This is a genomic window from Paenibacillus sp. NPDC058177, assembly GCF_042883835.1.
GTDB lineage: Bacteria > Bacillota > Bacilli > Paenibacillales > Paenibacillaceae > Paenibacillus_AQ > Paenibacillus_AQ agri.
The window spans coordinates 544,454-567,359 of sequence record NZ_JBHVVB010000003.1; the positions used below are offsets into that span (position 1 = coordinate 544,454).

A 22,906-nucleotide genomic window follows, 5' to 3' on the forward strand; every position below is an offset into this window, starting at 1 on the left:
CATGGCCACGAGACAGACTCCCCCATCGTAAGAAGTCCAGAAAAAGAGCCAATCAGAAGATTCTAGCTAATCTGATAATACAAAAAGTCGCCCACAAGGCGCTTTGCCTTACGAACGACCACACTTCTCATCTATTTTCTGTTCCTTCTATTTAACATGAGCTCAAGTTACGAACGTAAGGCTCGGTCGTCACTACGGTGAAGGCTTGGACTTCCGTTACTCTTGTTATCTGATTTCTTTACTCTGCTAACCCAATAGCCGAGCTTAAATTCCGGCTAGCACCTGATACCAGATACCACGCTTAGAATAAAGCGTGCTGCGCACCTCGTCCCAGCCGCCCAGGTACTGGATGTCGAACAAACCGGTCGGGATGGGGTAATGGCTTTCGTTCGCAGCATATACCTGTTTATTGACGGGACGGAAGCCATGCTTCGCAAAGATTTCCTGTGCCTGCGGAGTCAGCAGGTATGCCACAAGCGCATCCGCGGCCTCGCGGGTACCATGCTTCTCTGCGTATTTGTCCACAACCGCCAGCGGGTTCTCAATGAGAATGGTATCCTGTGGGATAATCACCTCATATTTGACCCCTTTGGCGATCCGGGCGAGCAGCTCGTTCTCATAGGTGACGATCACATCGCCGACACCATATTCGAAGGCGGCCATCGATGCCCGGCCGCTTTTGTCCAGCGACTCCACATTGGCATGTACCCGCTCCAGAAAAGCCTTAGCAGCCACGGGGTCCTTAACCCCTTCCTGTTCCTCAGACAGCTTCAGGCCCGCCCCATAGATGGCGTTGATATCCCACTGGGCGCCGCCGGATGTCTTGGGATTGGGGTAGAGCACCTTAATCCCCGGCTTCGCCAGATCCGCAAAACTGTGAATGCCCTTCGGGTTACCTTCCCGTGTGCCCAGGGCTACCACCGAGCGGGTAACCATCCCGTCCTCGCCGCCCTTGCTTTTCCAGTTCGGCTGTACCAGTCCAGCCTTAACCAACTTGTCGACGTCCCCCTCCATCGCCAGTAGCGTCACATCCGCCTCGAACCCTCCGGCGATGGCACGGGCCTGAGTTCCGGATGCCTCATAGGATTGCTGGAATTCGAGAGTCTGCCCCGTATCCGCTTTCCATTTGGCGGCGAAGCTTGGCAATATTTCTTCCATGGCATCCTTGACCACGCTGTAGGCACCGACTACCAGCGTAAGGTCGCCCTTGCGTGAGGGCGCGTCAGCCGCATTACTATCCTTCCCTCCGCTCCCGCAGCCGGTTGCCGTTAGTACAAGCACAACCAGCATTAGAGCGGCGAGCCATCCGTGCAGTTGTCTGCTCCTTTTGAGAGGCTTCATTGCGGCCCACATCCCTTTGAAATAGATAGATGATTGTGTTTCTTCGGCTCAAGTCCGCTTGCTGATCACGTGAGTGAGCAAACATAATCATGGGAATTAACGGGATTCCCTGCCGTTATTCCACTCGCACCGCTACTATGGTGCGATTAACTGAAACTTCTCCTGTTATCCCACACGCATCGTTACTATTACGAGATTAACTGGAATTTCTCCTGTTATCCCACCCGCATCGCTACTATTACGAGCTTAGCTGGAATTTCTCCCGTTATTTTCACCCGCAATGCCATTATTCCGAGATTAACGGGAATTCCTCCTGTTATTTCGACGCTTTTCCTCGAAATCGATGAAAAAGCTTAACTTAACAGGAGTTTTTCCAGTTATTTAAGAAATACCTCTCACTCCACACGCCTCATCTTCGTACAACCTTTTATAACAGCACCTTTATCATGCTTTAAAAGAAAATAGCCTAGCTTGAATTGAATTATGATTGAACTGGATTAGATAAAATAAAATAAATTAAATATATACCGGCATCGGGTCATCCTTCAGGTTGTTCTCCTGAATCCAGCTATGATCCTCATTGAACAGGTAAGCGCGGTGCACCAGCACGGATATTTCCTGCCCTATCTGCAGGGTCTCCTTCTCCAGGGAACGATAAGTCACGAGCTTGTGGCCGTTCACCTCGATCTCTATCAGCCATTCGCTGCCGCGGAAATGCAGATGCTTCACGATGCCCTGCTCCGTAGCGGAGGCAACTCTAAATTCATTCAGGCTGCCCACCTCGATGTACTCCGGACGGATTAGCGCTTTGGTCGGCTTACCTCCGCCAGCATTGTTAAAACCTTTCAGCTCGGAAGCATCATCGATCAGTGTTGATTCGCCGATGAATGTCGCAACGAACGGTGTCTTCGGCTCTTTATAAATATCCCACGGGGTCCCCTTCTGCTCCAGACGCCCCTGGTTAATGATCATGATCTCGTCCGCTACTTCAATCGCTTCATCCTGATCATGAGTAACGAAGATGGAGGTGATACCTACACGTTCTATCAGCTCGCGCAGCCATGAGCGCAGCTCCTGGCGGATCTTCGCATCAATCGCCGCAAACGGCTCATCGAGCAGCAGCAGTTGTGGCTCCGGCGCAAGCGCCCGGGCGAACGCCACACGCTGACGCTGCCCACCTGACAACTGGTGCGGGTAGCGTTTTTCAAAACCCTTCAGGCCCGTCAACTCGACAAGCTCGGTTACCCGGTCGCGAATAGCTGACTTGCTTGCTTTTTTCACCTTCAGACCAAAGGCAATATTCTCAAATACGGTCATATGCTTGAACAGGGCATAGTTCTGGAAGACAAAGCCAATGCCGCGTTCCTGAGGAGGGAGGTTGTTGACAGTCTGACCATGAAAAATAATCTCTCCGCTATCCGGTGACTCCAGCCCTGCCAGCATGCGCAGGATCGAGGTTTTGCCGCCGCCGCTTGGGCCGAGCAGACCGATCAGATGTCCCTTGGTAATCCCAAATTCCACATCCTTGACGGCATGAAAATCTCCAAAATGCTTATTTAATCCCCGGACTTCGACATGCATATCAATGCACTCCCTTTCTTCTCTTGGTCCATTCCATCAACAGCAGCAGACCTACGGAAAAAGCCGCCAGTACAAGCGCTACACCGCCCGCAGCGGTCACATTAAAATTCTCGACATCCTGATATACAAGCGTAGTGGCCGTTTGCGTTTTATTCATGATATTGCCTGAGACGACCAGCACCGCCCCGAACTCGCCCAGTGAGCGGGCGACCGTCAAGATGACACCGTACACCACCGCCCAGCGGATCGAAGGCCAGGTCACCCGCCAGAAGGTCGTCCAGCCATAAGCACCAAGCGTCGAAGCCGCTTCCTCCTGCTGAGAGCCGATCTCCTGCAGCACAGGCATAATCTCGCGCACCATCAAGGGGAACGTCACGAAGAGTGTGGCAATGACCATGCCGGGAAAAGCGTACACAATTTTCAGCCCGATCCCTTCAAACAGCGCGCCCAGCGCACTGTCCGGTCCGAGAAGCAGCACAATCATCAAGCCGCCAATCACCGGCGAGACCGCATACGGCAGATCGACAATACTGTTCAGCAAGCCTTTCAGTCGCCGTCCAATCCAGCGTGCCCGGACGAGATAAAGAGCCAGCATAATTCCGAACAGCGTGTTCAGCAGCGTTACCACGACCACGACAAATCCGGTCATCATCAGCGCATGCAGCGCTTCTGGCCGGACCAAGGCATTCCATAACCCAGCAGGCCCCTGGCTGAAGGCACCCGCGGTCATTTTACCCAGTGGCGCAGCAATGAGCAGAAAGAACACCAGATACGTTAATCCAATCCAGAGTTTTCTCATGATGATCTTCTCCCCCGCATCTGCACCATATTGATCAGCCATAGGATGAGGAAAGATAAGGTTAGGAGGATGATGGATACGGCTGAGGCGCCTACAGGATTGTCACTCTCCACTTCACCGTAGATAAAAACAGAGGAAACCAGTGTACGGCCTGGGATATTGCCAGCTACGAGCACGACCGCCCCAAACTCCGCCAGCGCCCTTGAGAAAGCCAGCATACCGCCGCCAATTATTCCGGGAGCCATAGACGGCAGAATCACCTGACGGAACACCCTAACGCCCTTGGCACCCATGGTATATGCAGCTTCTTCTTCGGAAGGATCCAGTTCCTCCAGTAACGGCTGCACCGCACGGATTACAAAAGGAAACGTAACGAACACCATCGCAATAACGATGGCCGGCTGGTGGAAGACAATCTCGAAGCCCAGCTTCTCTGCAATTCCGCCGATCAGACTACCGGGTCCGAGCAACAACAGAATCATTAATCCCCCTACCGCCGTAGGCAGGGCAAACGGTAAATCCACCAGACTGTTCAACAAGGCCTTGCCGGGAAACTTGTAGCGGATCAGCACCCAGGCAATCATCGTCCCCACCAGTACATTAATGAGTGCAGCGATAACAGCCAGCTTTAACGTCAGCAGTACCGATTTCCAGGCAATCGGGTCACTGAGGCTTTCGGCGAAATTACCAAAACCCAGCGAGAAGGAGCTATAATACACCCCAAGAATCGGCAGTACAATCAAGACTACAAAATACAGCAGGATCGTGGTGCGGAACCCCCATGTCCATCCTTTGTGTCTAAGCAGCGAATTCAACGATTAGTCCCCCCACCTCCGGCTTACCGGTCGGTATACTTGCCTTTACACACAGCATTATTCCTATTAATATACTCGGTTTAATATAAACACTACTTTACCAAAAGCGACTAACTACCGTCAATTACTTTCCAGACGTTTTAGGGTAAAATATGTAATGAAAACCATTTCCCCTTGAAAAAGGGTTGCTTCTAGCGTTTCATGCTGTTCAGGTTTGTTGATTCAGAGAGGAGAATGTAGCATGCTGAATACGATCCAGCTATCTACGAGCAAGCGTGATGAACTGCGGGATATTACCCGCGAGGTGGTATCTTACGTTAAAAAAAGCGGTGTTCAGAATGGAATTCTTGTTGTCTATTGTCCACACACCACAGCGGGAATTGCCATTAACGAGAATGCCGATCCTGATGTAAAACATGATGTGCTAATGCAGCTGGATGAGATCTATCCATGGAAGCATCCGAAATATCGCCATGCTGAGGGGAATACAGCTTCCCATCTGAAATCCATTACCGCAGGACCTTCACAGAGCATCATCATCCATAATGGCGAGCTACTATTAGGACGTTGGCAAGGGATTTATTTTTGCGAATTTGACGGGCCCAGACACAGAGAGTATTATCTAAAAATTGTTGAGGGATAAAAACAAGAGGGCCGCTAACGGCTGCTACCGTGAAGCGGCCCTCTTTAAAAAAGATAGCTCCTACAATACTTTCATCAAGCAGAGAAGTGATGTTATACCAATGCAATGCTTTAAAGCGAAAACTTAAAAAAAAAGCAAGCTCTACAGATTGCGGCATAATACCTTGATATGGGAGACTGCTTCTGCTTTGACGTCCTCAAAAGATACTTTATCTTGAATATAGTAAGAAATAAATCCGTGTGCGGATAAAAATAAGGTCAATGGCATACTCTGCCAGTCCCCATGTACAAATCCTTCTTCCTTCATATGACGGCGTACAATACTTGCGAATAAGTCATAACATCGTCCCTGCTCTGCTCTGCAATAGGCCAGCAACTCTTCATCACGGATCATGAACATGATCTCGTATTGATAAGGATGATCCAGTCCAAACCGGATAAACTCCATAATTAGCTGCTCCACCCGTGTCATACCTTCTTCCGGGGGATTATTCATGGCCTGGCTCAGCAGTGCAGCCACATAATTGAAATCCTCGACAACAATGGCGTAGAACAACTCCGCCTTTTCCTTGAAGTGATAATAGAGGGAGCCATGGCTATACCCCAAGTGCTGCCCTATGCTGCGCATGGAAATCGCCCGGTATCCTTTGGTAATAAACAAATGCCTGGCTGCCTCCAGTATCCTTTCCCTCGACAACTCTTGCTCTACTGCTCTTCTTGCCATCGTCTATTCCCCTTCGTTGTAGTAAAGCCGCCGCCCTTCCGTTACCAAGGCTTGGCCTTGGGTAAGATCTGTTATCCATGCCATAAATGCATCGCCCTCATCATTGCGTGGCAGACAGGTCAGTGTCACTTTGTCGGTGAATGAAGTCTCGCCGGTCTGAATACCTCTGCCCCGGAGCTCGTTCTCAACCTTGCCCAGCCAGGTGTAATCCAGTTCCACGAATACCTCCCGCCTCAGTACACGAGTGATGACCTCTCCAGCTTCAAGCGCGATTGCTGCGCCATCCGCGTAAGCCCGGATCAGCCCTCCAGCTCCCAGCATGATGCCTCCGAAATAACGGGTGACAACAATTGCGACATTTTTAACCCCTTGGCTGCGGATTACCTCCAAAATCGGTTTACCTGCTGTTCCGCTAGGCTCCCCGTCGTCAGACTGCCTCTGGATCTCGTCCCTCTCACCAATCATAAAAGCAGAGCAGTTATGTGTGGCGTTCCAATGCTGCTTCTTGATGTCTTCGATAAATTGCACCGCTTCTTCTTCATTCTCCACCGGCATAACATGGCCGATAAAGCGTGACTTACGGATAACGATCTCCTGCGACCCAGGAGCGCGTACCGTCCGGTATTGTTCCAACATGATTGCCCAGTCCTTATACGCAAATAATAGCTAAATATATATGAGGAGCAGTCCCGCGGTAATGATACCTATGGACTGCTCCAGTGTGAGTTACGCTAGTATGAGGGTTGCTACGGTGTAGCCGATGTTACTCGGTAAGTCTGGCTTCCAGCTCAGCCTTTTCCTTCTCGTAACCCGGTTTGCCCAGCAGCGCGAACATGTTCTTCTTGTAAGCTTCAACGCCCGGTTGGTCAAAAGGATTGACGCCCAGCAGGTATCCGCTGATCCCGCAGGCTTTTTCAAAGAAATAAACCAGGTATCCGAAAGTATACGGCGTTTGGTCCGGAATGGTAACGATCAGGTTCGGCACTTGTCCGTCTGTGTGCGCCAGCATCGTTCCTTGGAATGCCTTCTTGTTGACAAAATCCATCGTTTTGCCAGTCAGGAAGTTCAGACCATCCAGATCATCCGGATCATTCTCGATCGTTACGTGATGAGCCACTTGCTCCACTTGGATGACCGTTTCGAAGATGTTACGGTTACCCTCCTGAATGAATTGACCCATGGAGTGAAGATCTGTTGAGAAATCAACGGAAGAAGGATAAATCCCCTTGAAGTCCTTACCTTCGCTCTCGCCGTACAGCTGTTTCCACCATTCGGAGACAAAGTGCAGGGAAGGCTCGTAGTTGACGAGGATTTCCGTTGTTTTGCCTTTACGGTACAAAGCGTTACGTACAGCAGCGTATTGATAACTTTGGTTCGTTGCCACGTCCGGGTTGTTGAACTCATCAGCGGCAGCCGCTGCGCCTTGCATCATTTCTTCGATATTAATGCCTGCAACAGCAATTGGCAATAGACCTACAGGTGTTAGAACGGAATAACGTCCGCCTACATCGTCTGGAATGATGAACGACTCATAGCCTTCTTCATTAGCCAGCTTCTTGAGTGCGCCCTTCTCCTTGTCTGTAGTAGCGTAGATGCGCTTGCGAGCTTCTTCCTTACCGTATTTCTTCTCCAGCTCTGCACGGAAAATGCGGAAAGCGATAGCCGGCTCAGTAGTCGTACCGGATTTGGAGATTACGTTCACGGAGAAGTCTTTGCCTTCTACGAGATCAAGCAGGTGCGTAATGTAAGTGGAGCTGATGTTGTTACCGGCAAAATAAACTTCCGGTGTCTTGCGTTTATCCTTGGAAAGGTTATTGTAGAAGGAATGGGAAAGTGCCTCGATTGCTGCGCGTGCGCCCAGGTAAGAACCGCCGATGCCGATTACGATAAGTACTTCGGAATCACTTTGGATCTTCTTGGCAGCCTGCTGAATGCGGGCAAATTCTTCCTTATCGTATGCTGTTGGCAGATCGATCCAGCCCAGGTAGTCGGAACCTACTCCGCTCTTGTTATGTAGCTGCTCGTGAGCTAGTTTTACTGGAGCTGCGAAGTTGTCAATTTCATTCTGTCCGATAAAAGTAAGTGCTTTGCTGTAGTCAAAATTAATCTTTTTAGACATGTGTAATGGTAACCTCCTGTTTGTCTCTTTAAATTTGACACCGTTTGTTACAACTTTATAATAGGATACTTTAATTTTCCTAGGCTGGCAAGGTCTTAGGACACAACCCGGGCTTTAGAACGATGTTTTTGAATAAAACTGAAAACGCTACCTCAGGGTGAAGTGTACCGCTACCTGTGGAACCTGTACAAAGCGCGTGCTAAAATGGAGAAAAGCACTCCACAAATCTTGTCGAATTCAACAGAAATCCAATAGCGAAGGTGTGAAAGTAATGACAACTATCGGCTTTATCGGACTCGGAACGATGGGGGCGCCTATGGCCTCCAACCTGCTTCGCGGTGGATTTCAGGTCACCGTTTATAACCGTACAGCTTCCAAGTGCACTCCACTTGTAGAAGAAGGCGCTCAGGAGGCAGCAACACCGCGTGCAGCAGCAGAAGGCAAGGATGTTATTATTACCATGATCAGCAACGATGATTCCATCCGTGAAGTATATTACGGAGAAGAGGGTATCCTCGGAACGCTGAAGCCCGGAACAGTTGTGATTGATTCCAGTACAATCTCCCCTGGACTGGTACAAGAGATTGCAGCAGCCGTGGAAGCGCGCGGTAGCCAATTCCTCGACGCACCAGTAACTGGTAGCAAGCCTGCAGCCGTGGATGGCACGCTGGTATTCATGGTCGGCGGCAGCGCCGAAGTCATTGAGGCGAACCGTGCCCTCTTCGATACCATGGGCAAAAAGCTGCTGCACATGGGCGGCAACGGCCGCGGCGCCGTCGCCAAGCTGGCCCACAACACCATGGTGGGTATCCATAACGTTGCGCTTGCCGAAGGCTTCTCCATCGCCGTAAAATCAGGCGTTCCCGCGGACAAGTTCCTGGAACTGGTGCAGCTTGGTTCAGCAGGCAGTAAGCAGGCTGAGCTCAAAGGCCGCAAGATCATCGAGAATGACTTCAGTAACCAGTTCTCACTGGTCCTGATGCTCAAGGACCTGAAGCTCGCCTCTTCGCTCAGCGATGCCACAGGCGTCCCTACGCCGATGCTGGGTCTCGCCAAAAGCCTGTTCCAAGCCGGTTATACCCAGGGCTTCGGCGAGGAAGATCTCTCTGCCGTAGTAAAAACTTACGAGTCCTGGATTGGTCAGAAGATCGGCGAAGAAAAGCCGGAACAATAATACAGCGTAGTTGCAGCCGAAGGATTCGCTGCATTGAACAAAAGACTGCTTTTCCCGACCAGCGGGTCCGAGAAAAGCAGTCTTTTTGTTGTAACCGATTAGAAAAGGAGCCCCGCACAAGCGGAGCTCCTTCAAGAATATCTATTTTACAAATTACAACTCTGGGTAAGAACAGATATAATCCGTTACGCCGAACACTTCCAGCGCAAATTTGGAGTTACCAGGAACGTGGAAAGTCTCCGCTCCTTTAATCTCCTGCCATGCCTCTGCACCGGGAAGCAGCACCTTCAGGTCGCCGGACAGAATCTCCATAATCTCAGGACCGTCTGTACCGAACTCGTATACACCCGGAAGCATGATGCCAAGTGTCACCTTGGTTCCATTTTCCAAATGAACCGTACGGCTGGTTACTTGCCCTCCATAATACACATTGGCTGCCTTGACAATCGTCGCATTCTTAAACTCGCTCATGTCCTGTTCTCCCCCTATAAGTTGCAATAGCTTACAGCAAAGCTTTTACGCGGCTAACTACATTTTCCACGGTGAAACCATACTCTTTGATTACAGTATCGCCAGGCGCGGAAGCACCGAAGGTTGTGATACCCAGGATATCGCCTTGATCTCCAGTGTAACGTTCCCATCCGAAGGTTTGTGCCATTTCAATCGCCAGACGGGCTTTAACTCCCGGCAGGATCACGGAATCACGGTAAGCTTTATCTTGTTTTTCGAACAGATCCCAGCTTGGCAAGCTGATGACACGAACATCAATACCTTCTTCAGCCAAAGCAGCTTGTGCTTTCACAGCCAGTTGAACTTCGGAACCCGTCGCAATGATTTGTGCTTGCGGTGTGCCATTCTTCGCATCGGAAACAACGTATCCACCGCGTTTGATGTTCTCGCGCACGCCTTCCACAGTACCAGCCAGGATCGGCAAGTTTTGACGAGTCAGCACCAGCGCTACCGGGTTGTCCTTGTTCTCGAGCGCATACGCCCAAGCTGCCGAAGTTTCGTTGGCATCTGCCGGACGAATCACAGTAAGACCTGGAATGATACGCAGGGAAGCCAATTGTTCGATCGGCTCGTGAGTAGGACCATCTTCACCAACAGCGATACTGTCGTGAGTCAGAACATAAGTTACAGGCAGCTTCATGATGGAAGCCAGACGAACTGCCGGACGCAAGTAGTCAGTGAATACGAAGAACGTACCGCCGAATACTTTCAGACCGCTGTGCAGTGCAATCCCGTTCATCGCTGCTGCCATACCGAATTCACGAACGCCGAAATAGATATTGCGGCCTTCATAAGATTCAGATGTAAAGACCGGCAGGTCTTTCAGGTGAGTCATTGTGGAGCTCTCAAGGTCTGCAGAACCACCAACCAGTTGTGGTACGCTTGGAGCCAGACCGTTCAGTGCACTACCGGAAGCCACGCGTGTGGACACGGCTTTATCTTCTGTTGTGTAGAACGGAAGATTAGCATCCCAGCCTTCTGGAAGCTCACCATTCAGAGCGGTTTCGAACTGGGCAGCCAGTTCAGGATAAGCTTTTTTGTAAGCTGCGAACTGCTCGTCCCATGCTTTGTTAGCAGCAATACCCTTATCTTTCACTTCTGCAAAACGCGCACGAACTTCATCCGGCACATAGAAATCTTCTTCGTATACCCATTTGTAGAATTCCTTGGTCAGCTTCGCTTCTTCTGCACCCAGCGGAGAACCGTGTGTACCACCATGGCCGCCTTTACCTTGCTTGTTCGGGCTACCGTAACCGATAACGGTTTTTACTTCGATCAATGTTGGTTTGTTCAGTTCAGCTTGTGCTTCAGCAATCGCTTGTTCCAGAGCAGGAAGATCGTTACCGTCTTCTACACGCAGCACTTGCCAGCCATAAGCTTCAAAACGCTGAGCTACGTTCTCAGAGAACGCCAGGTTCAGCTTGCCGTCGAGGGAGATGTCATTGGAATCGTACAGTACTACCAGCTTGCCCAGCTTCAAATGTCCAGCGAGGGAAGCGGATTCGGAAGAAATCCCTTCCATCAAGTCGCCGTCACCACAGATTGCATAGGTAAAGTGGTCGACAATTTTATGTTGGTCTTTATTATAAGTAGCACCCAGTTGGGCTTCAGCCAGTGCCATCCCTACAGCCATACCGATACCTTGTCCGAGTGGGCCTGTTGTAGCGTCAACGCCAGCAGTGTGGCCGAACTCAGGGTGTCCTGGTGTCAAGCTGCCCCATTGGCGGAATTGCTTCAATTCTTCCATAGGCAGATCATAGCCACTGAGGTGCAAGAGGCTGTAAAGCAGCATTGAGCCATGTCCTGCGGACAATACAAAACGGTCACGGTTCACCCAAGTCGGATGTTCCGGGTTATGATTCATTGTTTTTGCAAACAATTGATAGCCCATCGGTGCGGAACCCATCGGCATACCTGGATGTCCGGAATTTGCTTTTTCAATTGCATCAATGGACAGGGTACGGATCGTTGTGATCGCCAGATTGTCGATAGTGGAGTTCTCTTCCTTCTGGATAGCTTGTGTGGAATCACTCATTTTAAATTGTCCTCCTCTGAAATCTCAAGAATGTCATTTTGACTCTTATTGTATCACTAGTGTAGAAGCATTACCATTTCTTTTTGTGCGCACTGGTCTCAGGTCCAGTATTTGTTTAAGACTAAAGTTTGTTTTACAACGCCGGATTATACAGTAAGATGGAATTACTCAAACAGAATTTTACCGAAATATCCATTACTACCAGCAGAAAGGGATCTGGGACATGACTCAAAGCAAACATATCTATATTGTGTTGACCGGAACGGGTACCGCTTTTAGCGGCTTTATCCGCTTGTTCACAAGGGCCAATCTAAATCACGCCTCCATTGCCTTTGATCCTGAATTGCGGGAAGTCTACAGCTTCGGCAGGAAAAAAATGTACAACCCGTTTGTCGCCGGGCTTATACGAGAGAACTTTGTGGACCCTTTTTATAACAGTGCAAACTGTGCAATTTATCAATTAAAGGTATCTCATGAGGAATACGATACTATGTATAATCACGTTCAGGGCATGATGAAACACCAGGACCGTTACAAATATCATTTACTGGGCCTGGTTGGAGTATTATTTAATATTAAAATCGACAGGGAAAACGCCTATTTCTGCTCGCATTTCGTCGCGTCTGTTTTCGAAGAGACCCAGAGGCTTCCTGTGAATAAACCATCCTGCTTTGTTACGCCAGAGGACTTTGCCCTCTCGTTGTATCACCATAAGATTTATAGTGGCAAGCTGTGCTATTACCTGCGCAAGATCAATTATAATGCGGCTCGCTCAGACACGTTCATTATGACTTCTGGTTCCGCCAGAATGATGAAGGATATAAAGGAACAGGCAGAGGAAGCCGTTATCTAATCGACCTTCCTCCGCCGTTCATACTTGCTATTTTATACGATGAAACCGGAAATACTCTGACCAATCATCCAGGATTTGAACCGTTACCTTATCGATTTTGACCTGATATTCGTTCGTAGCCGTGAAGGTGAACGTAAGGGGGCCGTCAGGCAGCTTTTCAAAAGAGGAATCATACAGTTCCCCCTTCCATACCAGCTTATCCTCATTGTCCGGACGCAGCTGTGTGCTGTACCCGCCCGGCATAGTCACCTCCACCGTATCCGGCAACCCTGTAGTGTCCGCTAGGAAAACAAATTTCTCTCCCGCCCAAAACACGCTATAACCCCGCGGCTGCTCTCTGTCACCACTCTTCTTCAGATTATAATTCTGCCGGTTCAAATTCCACTCTTCCGTATGCTTCACTCCGCCCTTAACGCTCAACAAATTCACCATGAGATATTTCCGAACGGAAACATTACTCCAGTCAAATCCGTCAAACACCTCGACCTCTACGGCATACTTTTCATTCTCGATCAGAGCCCCCGCAGGAATCTGCCACTGCTTCGCAGATGAGACTTGGTCCCCGGACTGTACTTTTATCGCTCCAGTGGCCAGATTGACAATTCTCACACGGAAACGTTGCTGCAGATCTCCATCCTCATCCTGATAGTCCCACTTAATAATTGGAGTCAATGTACTGGCAATGGTCGGCTTATTCGGGTTGTCACTCGTTGGATACGTAACGTTGACCTTCGGCAACCGGTTCACCACGGTGATATTTTGGGATAACTCTCTGAACAGCCCCAGTGAATCGGTAACAACCTGACGATACGTAAATGTACCATTAGATGTGAACTGTTTGGTGAGGTCCTTCTGTGAGCTGGCCAATGCTTCTGCTCCGCTGGAAGCTTTAAGGTAGTATTTATAGGATAGAACGTCTCCCTTCAGCTCGTCCGGATCAGAAGCTGTACTCTTGATGCTTAGCACATCTGTACGATAGATTGGTACCTTCGTAGCATCCTTGCCGGTATCCGTAATCAGTGTAAACCCAGGTTTCGGCGGGTTATCGATGATGAAGGACTTTTCATTAGATACCTCAGACCACGAACCTTTGGAATAGGCCCGTCCTAAAACCGTGAAATATTCAAAGCGTTCGAAAGTTCCGTTAGGAACCTGATATTGCCGAATGGAACCGGTAGGGTCCGGATTTTCAATACTCTTTTCTAAAAGACCCTTCTTGGTAAAAAACTCTAGTCTGTACTTTTCTTGCGGATCATTTTCTGGATCGGAGTATGTCCATTGAATCAATGGGTCTCCTTGTTTCTCGCTATCAAGAACGGTCGGATTGGCGACTGTTCCGACTGGAGATGTTATTGTCATGGATGGCGCCAGATTTTTGTAGACCGTGACCTTCAGTGAATCCACATTGGATTTAGCTCCTATTTGATCCACTGCCCAGTGCTCCAAAGTGTAAATTCCCGGTTCTGGAAAATTCACTTGGATATTTGGGGTTCGGTATAGCTTAGTTGTTCCGTCACTGTCCGTTACCTTCCAAAAATATTGTAAGCTGGCTACATCCGATGGATCTCCGTCATTATCAGCCGAGGTATACTGCTTTGTGTCAAATTGATATACCGTCGCAGGACCGTTTATGGCTGCAGTCGGAACATGATTTAACACCTTAAACACTCGCGTGGCACTTGAACTGAGCGAACCATCTGAAGCAGTCAATCGCATTTCCCAACCATCTGAAATAGCTTGCTGCTGGGTAATGCCATTTTGAGCGATCAAATCCCGGATTGTCATGTTCTGGTTTCGATGATTACCCGCCCAATAATATGGACTGCTATTATTTCTTGCATACCAGAGATAGGTTAGACTATCTCCATCTTCATCCGGATCTGGTGTCATATTTTCCATCGTAATCAACGTATCTCGGTACACTTCTGTCGGCATATTAAAGGCTGCTACCGGTGGATGATTAATGACTTTCACAGTCTGAGTGTATGGTTCCGACCAAAGGCCACGGTTATCATGCACCTTAAGAGTGATCTGATACGTCCCCACCCCAAATTGCGCAATATTCGGAGGGGTAGCTGCTCCTCCCCAATAAGGCCATACCTCTTGCCAACCATTTTTAATCACAGACCATTGATAAATATCCAATGGGTCATTATCGGGATCAAATGACCTGTCTGTAATCGTCGTTGCCTTGCGATAAGAGACGATATTCGGATCAACCGTAAAGAGCGCTACCGGTGGTAAATTCGTAGCAGCTCCAACCGTCCGCTGGCACCAGTCGCTCCAAACCCCTAATCCATCTTCACCATCCACGTCCCTCACACGTAAACGAATATCATATTGATCAGTAGATGGAAGATTTGAAGGCGGTGGACCATCAATCCAAACCCCCGATTCAGTTTTCTTATATTGCCACTGCCGGTCCACTAGACCTTTATTTACGGCACGGATATGATCCAGGTCGTAACTACTGTCTGTAATCTGAAGCGTTCCCCCGACCAGTTTGGCGGTAAACAAAGCAATCGGCTTGCGATGTACATGGAAGGTCATGGAGGATAAGTTATCACGGCTCCACTTCCGATAGACATCAAATCGGTCATCGTTTAACGGGTTATCACGACCTTGGAATATTACCGTGTATACCCCGGTAAACGGAAATGAGAGATAGGGAGTAGTTCGCCAAAGTCCGCTGTCTCCAATGATCCCCATAGAGTTGTCATAAAAGTTAGGATCATGATCGTATCTGTAACGCTCCGTGTACTTAGGATCGCCTTCAGAGTCAAAAAATTTCGTTCTGGTCTCGATTGTTGTATCTATTAAAATAAAGGATTTATTGCGCAGCTGCTGTTTAACGTTAATGGTTAAATTTGCAGTTTGTTTCAATCCCGAAGGATCTGACGCTGTGATCAGAACAGTGTATGTGCCGGGGGGAATGCCGTCCTGGATCGCATCGATTGGAATATAAAATGGTTTCGATGTTTTTGCTTGTGGTACTACCGTTTTTTTGTAAAACACATTAGGTATCTCTGCTGTTACCGTCACATCATCGTTATCAGGGTCACTGACATACCCTTCAATATTTATACCGCTCAAATTCGGGGCGTTAACCAAAGTGATTCCGTTAGGTGTCCCTACCGATAATGTAGGGGGATGATTGGGTATGAGGCGTGCTACCTCCGTCATATAGGGAGTCCAGCCTCCCGGCCCATACCTAGTTGTTAAAAGCTCACCTAAATCTGTCCTGCGCCAAGCTGAGCGTACATTCATTCTCATTCTTACATATTCAGGGTCGCCAGCCTTGTAGCCAGTAAAGTAATTCCATCCTTCCAGGTATTCATTTGGGAGGTAATTATTTTTTTCATTTGGATAATTATTATTTTTTTGACGATCTCTTAATTCAGACATATTGAAAGAAAAATTATAATTAATAATATCTGGATTGTTGAATTTCCACCATGCCCCGTAATCGGCAGACCAGGAATTAACATTGCCTGCCCATTCACCTATAGAGGGTCCAAAACACTGATAATCATTATTTCCATAAGCAATCTCAGATTGCAGACCTCCCTCCGAATAAACCGATAAACAGGATTCCACCGTTATGGTTTGCGCCCATAAATTTGAACTCCCGCTAGGCATTTGCCAATTATAAATTCCGATCCCCACATCTGGGTTTCCGGGAGCAATGTCATACGATAGCTTTTTAGTAATCTTGTTGTAAGTAATATTCGTTAACTTGGTCGTAGGGAAATTTATATTGATCCAACCGTCATGTTGTCCAATACCCGGATTAAAAATGATGTCTTTATAGCGTATGACATCATCACTTTCTGCGGCAGAGACCGTTGCTGTCAATTCCTTTACCCCAAGGATCTGTTCGGAGAACGAGGTGATCAGAAGAACAAACACTAGGGTCATGATTATTTTTTTCGAAAATTTCATTTGTTCCTCCTTCTATAGATCCCAATCGACTTCGGGCGCACGGTTATTCACTTCGACAATCCGCTCAATCACATTCTGAGTGTTATCAGAGTTGTTTCGCTGCCTGTCGTTATCCGTAACAAAATCTTCAATCGTCGCCTGACCAAACTCTTCAATAACTGTGAGCCGGATCTCGTATCTCCCAACCTGATACAATTCCAAATTCAGACGGGATTTGTTCTCATCGTTGAACGTTACCCATCCTTCATCTGTAAAACTCCCGTTGTTATTGGAATCATATCGATACTGCCAAATCCGACGGCCGATATTATCCTTGTCTGGAGAAAAGGACATATCATCGATGGAAACGACTGCTTTATTCCAGTTACTCGGATCTCTGTACACCTTCCCAGGGATATTAAAATACGCAAAGGGGAGTTCATCGGGAGCGATATCGAAGGTAATCTCGCTATCAGCGCCATATCCTGCTGTGTTTTCTACATGGATGGTAGCCCGATATTTGCCCGGCTTCTTAAAGAGCACATCCTTACTCTCCAGCTCAGCCAAGCTGCCCACGTATTTGATATCCGCATTGGTTCCCCCGCTAATTGCGCTGAGGGTTACCCGGGTCTTTTCCTTAATAATCGGGAACCTAGTCGGACTTTGGCTGCTATTAATTAAGATAGTTTTCCTGTTTTGTTTGAGCGATCCGTTTATTTGAAGACTGGCATCTGGAGTCGGCTCAATAACAGTCACTTCGGTGCTGGTGCTGCCGATAAGGCCATCATTATCGACTACTGTAAGAGCAATCGGGAAGGTCTGACCAACCTGTTCTCGGGTGTACCATATGTATCCCCTCGAAGTATTACCAATTCCCCCCTGAGCCCCATGTGTTCCCCAGGCATAGTCAGTAATGTAACCGTCCTGATCGCTTGAAGCCCCGCCATTGACCAACATATCATTCCCTGCTTTGACATACTTCGGTGCGCTGATTCGGGCAATTGGTGGCTTTCCTTCTGGTTTTGTTGGTGTACTCGGTACAGTTGGATAACTGACCGGGCTGTCCTTCTTATACACTCCTGCAGACACATCCATACTCTGCTCCAAAGAAGTTATTGTCTTCCCTGCCTTCGTAGGAACCGGCTTCTTGAAACGAACGACAACAGCAAGTGAATAATCCTGCTTAAAGTTATCGCTGGTTACTCGACTGGCCGGGATTTCAAAATCGAAGCTCTTCGATGTTGCAAGAACCTTATTGTAGTCTTTCTTCATATCAGCGGAGGTCTTTCCTTTTTCCTTCGCATAAAAAACCCATTCCTCTATGTTAGAGGTGTCTGTATACCCTAGCAGATCTCCTTTGACATTAATTTTCACTTCAACCTTATTGCCTTCCAATTTGCTTGGGTTCGGGCTTGGTTTTTCTAGCGTAGCGGTTCCGTTCAGGGTGGGTTCAGTAGGTAGGGAGTAGTCGAAGGTGATGTTTCCACCATAACTGTAAGTGGTAACATTGGCTTTAGCTTTATAATAATAGCTGACAAAGGCAAAATATTTTCTTCCTTCAGCCTTACCAACCAGCCCCTCTTTATCTTCAGGTTCATAAGGAACGCTATTCGGAATATAGTAATTGATAATAACTCTACCGTTTTTAAATTTCGGCTCATCTTTCACGTAATCAGAATAGGAAGTGAGAACAGGTCTAATGGAAGAATTGATTATATCTTGTGAGTCAATTACTTCTGATACAGAACCGTTATACCATTTGAGATACGAACTATCTTGTAAAGGTCCCGCTGTTACTACCGTCAAGGGAGGATCATGAGATGGATATCCGTCCTCAGCGGGTTTATCTTTGTGTTTCATAGCATTATTATTTTCATCGTATTCATTAATTTGCCAGCGTCTTCCGTCGGAATATAACCAGATTGAGTTGTAGATTTTAGTGTTATACTTCCGATCATAAGATGCATTAAAACCCTGCACATCATCGATAACCTTCTTATTAGCTGTTCCTTTCAAAGTCAGCTTTATCTTTCCATTTTCAATGGAAAGATTGCCAACCTTCTCGTTATTTCCGGTATACTTTAGAGTGTTTTGCAAAACAGTAGCACTTGCCACTCCACTAGGCAGATCTAATAAAAAGCTTTTTGCACTATTACTCGCCCCTGTTAACCCCGTTGTGATCGGAATAGCAAGGGAACCAGATTTGGTTCCCGCATCCGCAGCTTGGACATATTCATGATTTGGAAAGCCTGCCAGTAACAATGTAAAAATCAATACAAGATACGTGGTTTTCCTCATAATCTTCTACCTCTATTGATTTTCCATAATGTATTTTTCACTGAATTGACCATCATGGGCCAGCCCAATAGCGAAATAGTTAAAACTACCCTTATACATATAAGCCTGATAAGTTGACAATTGTTCTCCTGGTTTTAGAACAATTCTATTAAGGGCCAACTTATCATTGGTTTTGCCAATGCGCGACCAATTCGATACAGGATCAACAATGTCTTTACCGAATCTCAAATCCCAATATTCACCGTTAATATTATCTATTGTCTTCTTGCTATTGTTTTTGACGGTAATTTTAGTCCAAATAAAATATTGCGGTTTAGCAATCAAACCAGACTGATCACCGTATTTGTAAGTTTTACGCAAGTTAATTGCCTCAGTAGAGTTGAAGTCATAAATCATAATTTTCTCAAGCGTATAACTCAAACCTGCGGTAGTAACCGTCACCGGCAGTTCCACATCTTTCTTCAGCCCATACTTCGACAAGTTATCAGTCATGATCGGCTGGGCTTTTGTAGTAGGAGCTGCTGCATCTGCTTTCGAAACGTCCACTGCACCCTGCCCCAAAACTCCACCTACCAACATCGTTACTGCTAGAGTTACCTTCATCATTGTGTTCTTCATTCGAAACATCTCCTTTAGGATATTTATTTGATGCGGCCACCTAAGGCCACGGATCAGGTTTACCCACTCCAAATATGCTTCAGTGATTCATCTCACCGGGTAGTTTTTACGCCATACTTGAACAGGTTATCCGCCACAACGGGGGTATGTATTGCAACAACAGAGCTCAGGACATACCATCCTCAGGGGCTCCAATTGCCGCTCAAATTACTTATTGTACTTGTACTCCTGAACTGCTGGCACGGTAATGGCTTCCTGCGTTTTTGTTCTAGCAATCAATACCGGATGCTTAGTTTCTATCACCGCTATAACGGAAGGACCTTGTAGATATTTGGTGATGCCGTATTTACGGTCCTCGTAGAGTAATGGGAATCTTGCTCCTTTGGATTCATCTACGATATCGAACTTTAAGATTTTGACCTTGTCTCGAAATCTACTTCCCACCTTGGGAGAAAGATCATTACCTAGACCAAGATTATGGCGAAGCGAATCCTCAAAGGTTGCATAAGCTTGGGCGGGGTCGATAATCAGTCGGCCTTGTGCGCGGGCAGCCTCATCCATTTCTTGTGCAGCATCATGAACTGCGACGTTACCGGCATCCTTCAGCATGCTTCGCAGCGTGTCCCATTCCTGATTCTGAATTTGAAAGAACCAGGAATAAATAAAGATCAGTAGTACAAAAGCCAGTTTGATAATATAGTCCATCTGTTAGCCCATCCCTATCTAATCCAAATACTCACTCATGATGGATCCATGCCCGTAATAACGTGTCGGCTGCGACATCCCGGAAAATTTGTACGGAAACAGATTAAGACGCGGTGCCGTTACATACACGTCAATCCGCTGCTTACGCGCCTGTACGCTTTCTGTACTGCTGGTGATTGAGATCGAAGCTTCTGGAATACCGACCGCCTTCAGATTGGATATCACCTCGCTTCTCATTGCAGAGGTAACCATTCCCTCGGTAGCCGCCTTTTGAGTCAGAAATGAGGTGTTCGCCTTCACCTGCAGATCGAGCAAATAATCAAGATAAGTGAATATCGGCTGCAAAATAATAAAGAGGACGAGCCACATGAACAATGCCCTAAGGACAGTCGCCTTCACGGATTCTGCCCCCTTCTAGTATTGTTCTACTTGCTTTGTGTAAGTAATGATGTCATCCTGACTGTCGCCAATGATGCCAGTAGCTGCGGTAATAAATATCCCAGCGATGACAAAGCCAATGGCTAGAAAAAGCGCAACAGAAATAGAGTCCTTTTTCATATCTGGTTACACTTGGCTGTCTGTCAACAAATGGGTTGCAGCACTTTGAATCTGTCCTGACGGTTGTACATTCATTACTTTAGGGATGTCTGGTTTACTGTCACGCGCATTGTTAACAACATCACGGACGACAGGAACCAGGATGGCGATAACGATAGCAACGCACAAAAATCCGATAGCGATAAACATACCTGTAGAAATAGCATCTTTTTTCATTGTTAATATCTCCCTTTTAATTGTATATTTTTATCCGATTCTTGAATATGACAATTTTTCACTGGAACATCCCTAGACCACCAAAATTCCCTTTTATTAGCATGATGTACTGCATCGCCAGACAAACAATCATCAAAAACGTGGCGATCGACGGAATAACGTTCACAATCGTAGAAATATCCCCGATAAAGGACCATTTCCGCAAATACTGATCACTGGAGATTTTCGAGATGATTTTCCCCTGTTCTCGCAAATAATTAGCGGCTTCCACATCGTCGTCCATGCTTTCGGTAGCTAACAAAATGGAACGAATATCGTTAATAAAGCTGTGGTTCGCCGGAAACCTTCCGCAAAACCATTCTATAGCCGGTTCCACCCCTTCATCGACCGCGCGCTCTGACAACTCGTGCAGATCCTGACGGATATACTGAAAATGATCGGCAGAACCTCCGCAAAAAGCAGACAGCTGGACATACCCATGCTTGCGTAGCCTATTATTCTCATAGAGACGAATGAAGGAGATTAGCTCGCCATCCTTTTGCACCATCGTTCTCTGGTGATACCATGACAGCAGCCAGCCGAACGGAAGATAACGTACAGGACTAGTAACCACAAGAATGAGGCCTGCAATCAATGGATCATAAAGTGAGAATGGAGAGGCTCGAATGAAATCCCCGATAACCTGAAGTAGCAGATAGATAAGCGCGGCAGAGTAACGAAACAGGGTGATTTTCCGGGCCGATACAGGTAATCCGCTATGGTCCAACAGCTGCTGTAGACGGTCGTTTTGCACACGCTCACCAATCTTATTCCACTTTAGGCCAAGTCTTAGAAGATAGCGTTCCTGCTTACTGCTACTGCTCACAAAAACTAACAACGCAACGTACGCAACTCCCAAAGTGGCAAGCAATAAAAATAATCTATCCATAGTTCATCACCTTAATGGTAGTCCAGTTTAGGTCTGGCAAGAACCGTGCTGATGACAAAGGAGACAAAAAGTCCCGTAATGATAATCATCAAAAAGGTCAGGCCGATCGGAGTCTCGAACTGCAGTCGCAGGTACACATCAGGCTTCAGCATGTAGATGAAGGTTCCCACAGAAGAAAATAGCACCACCAGATTACCGTACAGCCCCAGGCTGATTGCGTCCCGACTATTTGCTTTTACCGAGATAATGGTCTCCCGCTGCTGCTCCATCGAACGGTTCAGCATCATGAGCGAGTTTTTCAGATAACGTGTGCCTTCCTTCTCCGAATACAACAAATCTGATACAAACTCAACGGCGAAGGTTGTTCCAATTGCGGAAGAGAAGCGTGCAGCCTCCTCATTCAACTCTCTTTCATTGCTGTAATTGGAAAAGGCGGCGCCAAGCAGCTTGAGCGGGGTCTTCAGCACATTATCTTCTGTGAGAAAATCAGCTGTTTTGTTCAAAATGGAATCTACCGATAGATGTGTGAATTTAGTCGATATTTTCACCACATCCAGCAGATCATAACTCCCGCGCACCTTGCGCTGCGCATGGACATACCTTAACCGAAAGTAAGGTATCAGCGCAGAAATAATGGCCGAAAATAACGGAAACCTCCAGGCCCCCTGAATGGGTAATCCCTGTTTAAACGTGACCCCCTCCATAAACGGGTTAGCGAAGCTCAATCGACCGGGAAGCTCGCTTAGTGTCAATAGACCGGATAAGAAAACAGCCGTAAACACAATGCCGGAACCAAACATAAAACGCATCACACTGATTCCAGGCTCGTACTTCCGTTGCGCAAAATAAAGCAGATGATCCAGATGGCGGTAGATCCACAAGCTCTTTCGGAACTTGCTGACCTTTTGCCCAAACATGCTGGCTTTTCGGTGCAGCTTCTGATCCAACTTTTCCCCAAATTGCCGTAAATGCTGCTCCACGAGCGGTTTAATCATCAGCCATAATGCCCATACCACAAGAACATGCAGAGCAAACCGTAGTAAATACTGCAACAGATTCATAGATTCAC

The 22,906-nt window shown here is 47.4% G+C and carries 21 protein-coding genes; 3 read left to right on the forward strand and 18 right to left on the reverse strand.

The features are described 5' to 3' along the window. Window positions 1-264: 264 nt before the first annotated feature. From ACFVU8_RS16400 to cysT, 4 genes are all read right to left on the reverse strand, one after another. Complete coding sequence (locus ACFVU8_RS16400) at window positions 265-1,341, reverse strand: sulfate ABC transporter substrate-binding protein (RefSeq protein ID WP_387428496.1); 1,077 nt, start codon at window positions 1,339-1,341, stop codon at window positions 265-267. A 516-nt stretch (window positions 1,342-1,857) separates the two neighbouring features. Further along, window positions 1,858-2,922 (reverse strand): sulfate/molybdate ABC transporter ATP-binding protein, encoded by a 1,065-nt coding sequence (locus ACFVU8_RS16405; protein ID WP_387428498.1) that lies wholly within the window; start codon window positions 2,920-2,922, stop codon window positions 1,858-1,860. Window position 2,923: 1 nt separating this feature from the next. Then, window positions 2,924-3,721 carry a sulfate ABC transporter permease subunit gene (locus ACFVU8_RS16410; protein ID WP_379465456.1) on the reverse strand — a complete coding sequence of 266 codons (798 nt, stop codon included), beginning with the start codon at window positions 3,719-3,721 and terminating at the stop codon, window positions 2,924-2,926. Next, on the reverse strand, window positions 3,718-4,536 hold the full coding sequence (cysT, locus tag ACFVU8_RS16415) for a sulfate ABC transporter permease subunit CysT (RefSeq protein ID WP_379465457.1): 819 nt from the start codon (window positions 4,534-4,536) through the stop codon (window positions 3,718-3,720). Before cysT ends, ACFVU8_RS16410 begins: the two co-directional genes overlap by 4 nt. A 241-nt stretch (window positions 4,537-4,777) precedes the next feature. Here cysT and ACFVU8_RS16420 point away from each other — a divergent pair, with 241 nt between their 5' ends. Then, on the forward strand, window positions 4,778-5,179 hold the full coding sequence (locus ACFVU8_RS16420) for a secondary thiamine-phosphate synthase enzyme YjbQ (protein ID WP_387428501.1): 402 nt from the start codon (window positions 4,778-4,780) through the stop codon (window positions 5,177-5,179). A 141-nt stretch (window positions 5,180-5,320) separates the two neighbouring features. Here the strand turns inward: ACFVU8_RS16420 and ACFVU8_RS16425 are convergent, their stop codons facing one another. The 3 genes from ACFVU8_RS16425 to ACFVU8_RS16435 form a co-directional block, all read right to left on the reverse strand. Continuing rightward, window positions 5,321-5,902 (reverse strand): TetR/AcrR family transcriptional regulator, encoded by a 582-nt coding sequence (locus ACFVU8_RS16425; RefSeq protein WP_066373094.1) that lies wholly within the window; start codon window positions 5,900-5,902, stop codon window positions 5,321-5,323. A gap of 3 nt (window positions 5,903-5,905) precedes the next feature. Then, a complete protein-coding gene (locus ACFVU8_RS16430) occupies window positions 5,906-6,538 on the reverse strand; it encodes a YigZ family protein (RefSeq protein WP_379201122.1) in 633 nt (210 codons plus the stop codon). 127 nt (window positions 6,539-6,665) lie between these two features. After that, window positions 6,666-8,021: a glucose-6-phosphate isomerase gene (locus ACFVU8_RS16435; protein WP_066373089.1), complete on the reverse strand. Its 1,356-nt coding sequence runs from the start codon at window positions 8,019-8,021 to the stop codon at window positions 6,666-6,668. 271 nt (window positions 8,022-8,292) lie between these two features. On the opposite strand from ACFVU8_RS16435, the gene ACFVU8_RS16440 reads away from it, so the two are divergent. Next, complete coding sequence (locus ACFVU8_RS16440) at window positions 8,293-9,195, forward strand: NAD(P)-dependent oxidoreductase (RefSeq protein WP_387428504.1); 903 nt, start codon at window positions 8,293-8,295, stop codon at window positions 9,193-9,195. Between the two features lie 153 nt (window positions 9,196-9,348). Here the strand turns inward: ACFVU8_RS16440 and ppnP are convergent, their stop codons facing one another. Both ppnP and tkt read right to left on the reverse strand, forming a co-directional pair. Next, window positions 9,349-9,666, reverse strand: a complete 318-nt coding sequence (gene ppnP, locus ACFVU8_RS16445) for a pyrimidine/purine nucleoside phosphorylase (protein WP_066373081.1) — start codon at window positions 9,664-9,666, stop codon at window positions 9,349-9,351. 31 nt (window positions 9,667-9,697) lie between these two features. Beyond that, window positions 9,698-11,740, reverse strand: coding sequence for a transketolase (gene tkt, locus ACFVU8_RS16450; RefSeq protein ID WP_379465460.1), 2,043 nt, complete (start codon window positions 11,738-11,740; stop codon window positions 9,698-9,700). A 223-nt stretch (window positions 11,741-11,963) separates the two neighbouring features. On the opposite strand from tkt, the gene ACFVU8_RS16455 reads away from it, so the two are divergent. Then, the gene (locus tag ACFVU8_RS16455) at window positions 11,964-12,593 is read left to right on the forward strand and encodes a hypothetical protein (RefSeq protein ID WP_379465461.1); all 630 of its coding nucleotides are present in this window, start codon (window positions 11,964-11,966) and stop codon (window positions 12,591-12,593) included. Window positions 12,594-12,620: 27 nt separating this feature from the next. Here ACFVU8_RS16455 and ACFVU8_RS16460 read toward each other — a convergent pair whose 3' ends face one another. From ACFVU8_RS16460 to ACFVU8_RS16500, 9 genes are all read right to left on the reverse strand, one after another. After that, window positions 12,621-16,535: a hypothetical protein gene (locus ACFVU8_RS16460; protein ID WP_387428507.1), complete on the reverse strand. Its 3,915-nt coding sequence runs from the start codon at window positions 16,533-16,535 to the stop codon at window positions 12,621-12,623. 12 nt (window positions 16,536-16,547) lie between these two features. After that, window positions 16,548-18,788, reverse strand: a complete 2,241-nt coding sequence (locus tag ACFVU8_RS16465) for a hypothetical protein (RefSeq protein WP_387428509.1) — start codon at window positions 18,786-18,788, stop codon at window positions 16,548-16,550. A gap of 36 nt (window positions 18,789-18,824) precedes the next feature. Next, window positions 18,825-19,430 carry a hypothetical protein gene (locus ACFVU8_RS16470; RefSeq protein ID WP_387428512.1) on the reverse strand — a complete coding sequence of 202 codons (606 nt, stop codon included), beginning with the start codon at window positions 19,428-19,430 and terminating at the stop codon, window positions 18,825-18,827. Between the two features lie 207 nt (window positions 19,431-19,637). Then, window positions 19,638-20,135 (reverse strand): hypothetical protein, encoded by a 498-nt coding sequence (locus ACFVU8_RS16475; protein WP_387428514.1) that lies wholly within the window; start codon window positions 20,133-20,135, stop codon window positions 19,638-19,640. 18 nt (window positions 20,136-20,153) lie between these two features. Continuing rightward, window positions 20,154-20,534, reverse strand: a complete 381-nt coding sequence (locus tag ACFVU8_RS16480; protein ID WP_387428517.1) for a hypothetical protein — start codon at window positions 20,532-20,534, stop codon at window positions 20,154-20,156. A gap of 15 nt (window positions 20,535-20,549) precedes the next feature. Continuing rightward, entirely contained in the window at window positions 20,550-20,693 is a 144-nt protein-coding gene (locus ACFVU8_RS16485) for a hypothetical protein (protein ID WP_175370637.1), read from the reverse strand. 6 nt (window positions 20,694-20,699) lie between these two features. Further along, window positions 20,700-20,909, reverse strand: a complete 210-nt coding sequence (locus ACFVU8_RS16490) for a hypothetical protein (protein ID WP_175370636.1) — start codon at window positions 20,907-20,909, stop codon at window positions 20,700-20,702. A gap of 58 nt (window positions 20,910-20,967) precedes the next feature. Beyond that, on the reverse strand, window positions 20,968-21,837 hold the full coding sequence (locus ACFVU8_RS16495) for a hypothetical protein (protein WP_387428520.1): 870 nt from the start codon (window positions 21,835-21,837) through the stop codon (window positions 20,968-20,970). A gap of 11 nt (window positions 21,838-21,848) precedes the next feature. After that, window positions 21,849-22,898 (reverse strand): hypothetical protein, encoded by a 1,050-nt coding sequence (locus ACFVU8_RS16500; RefSeq protein WP_387428522.1) that lies wholly within the window; start codon window positions 22,896-22,898, stop codon window positions 21,849-21,851. Between the last annotated feature and the right edge of the window lie 8 nt (window positions 22,899-22,906).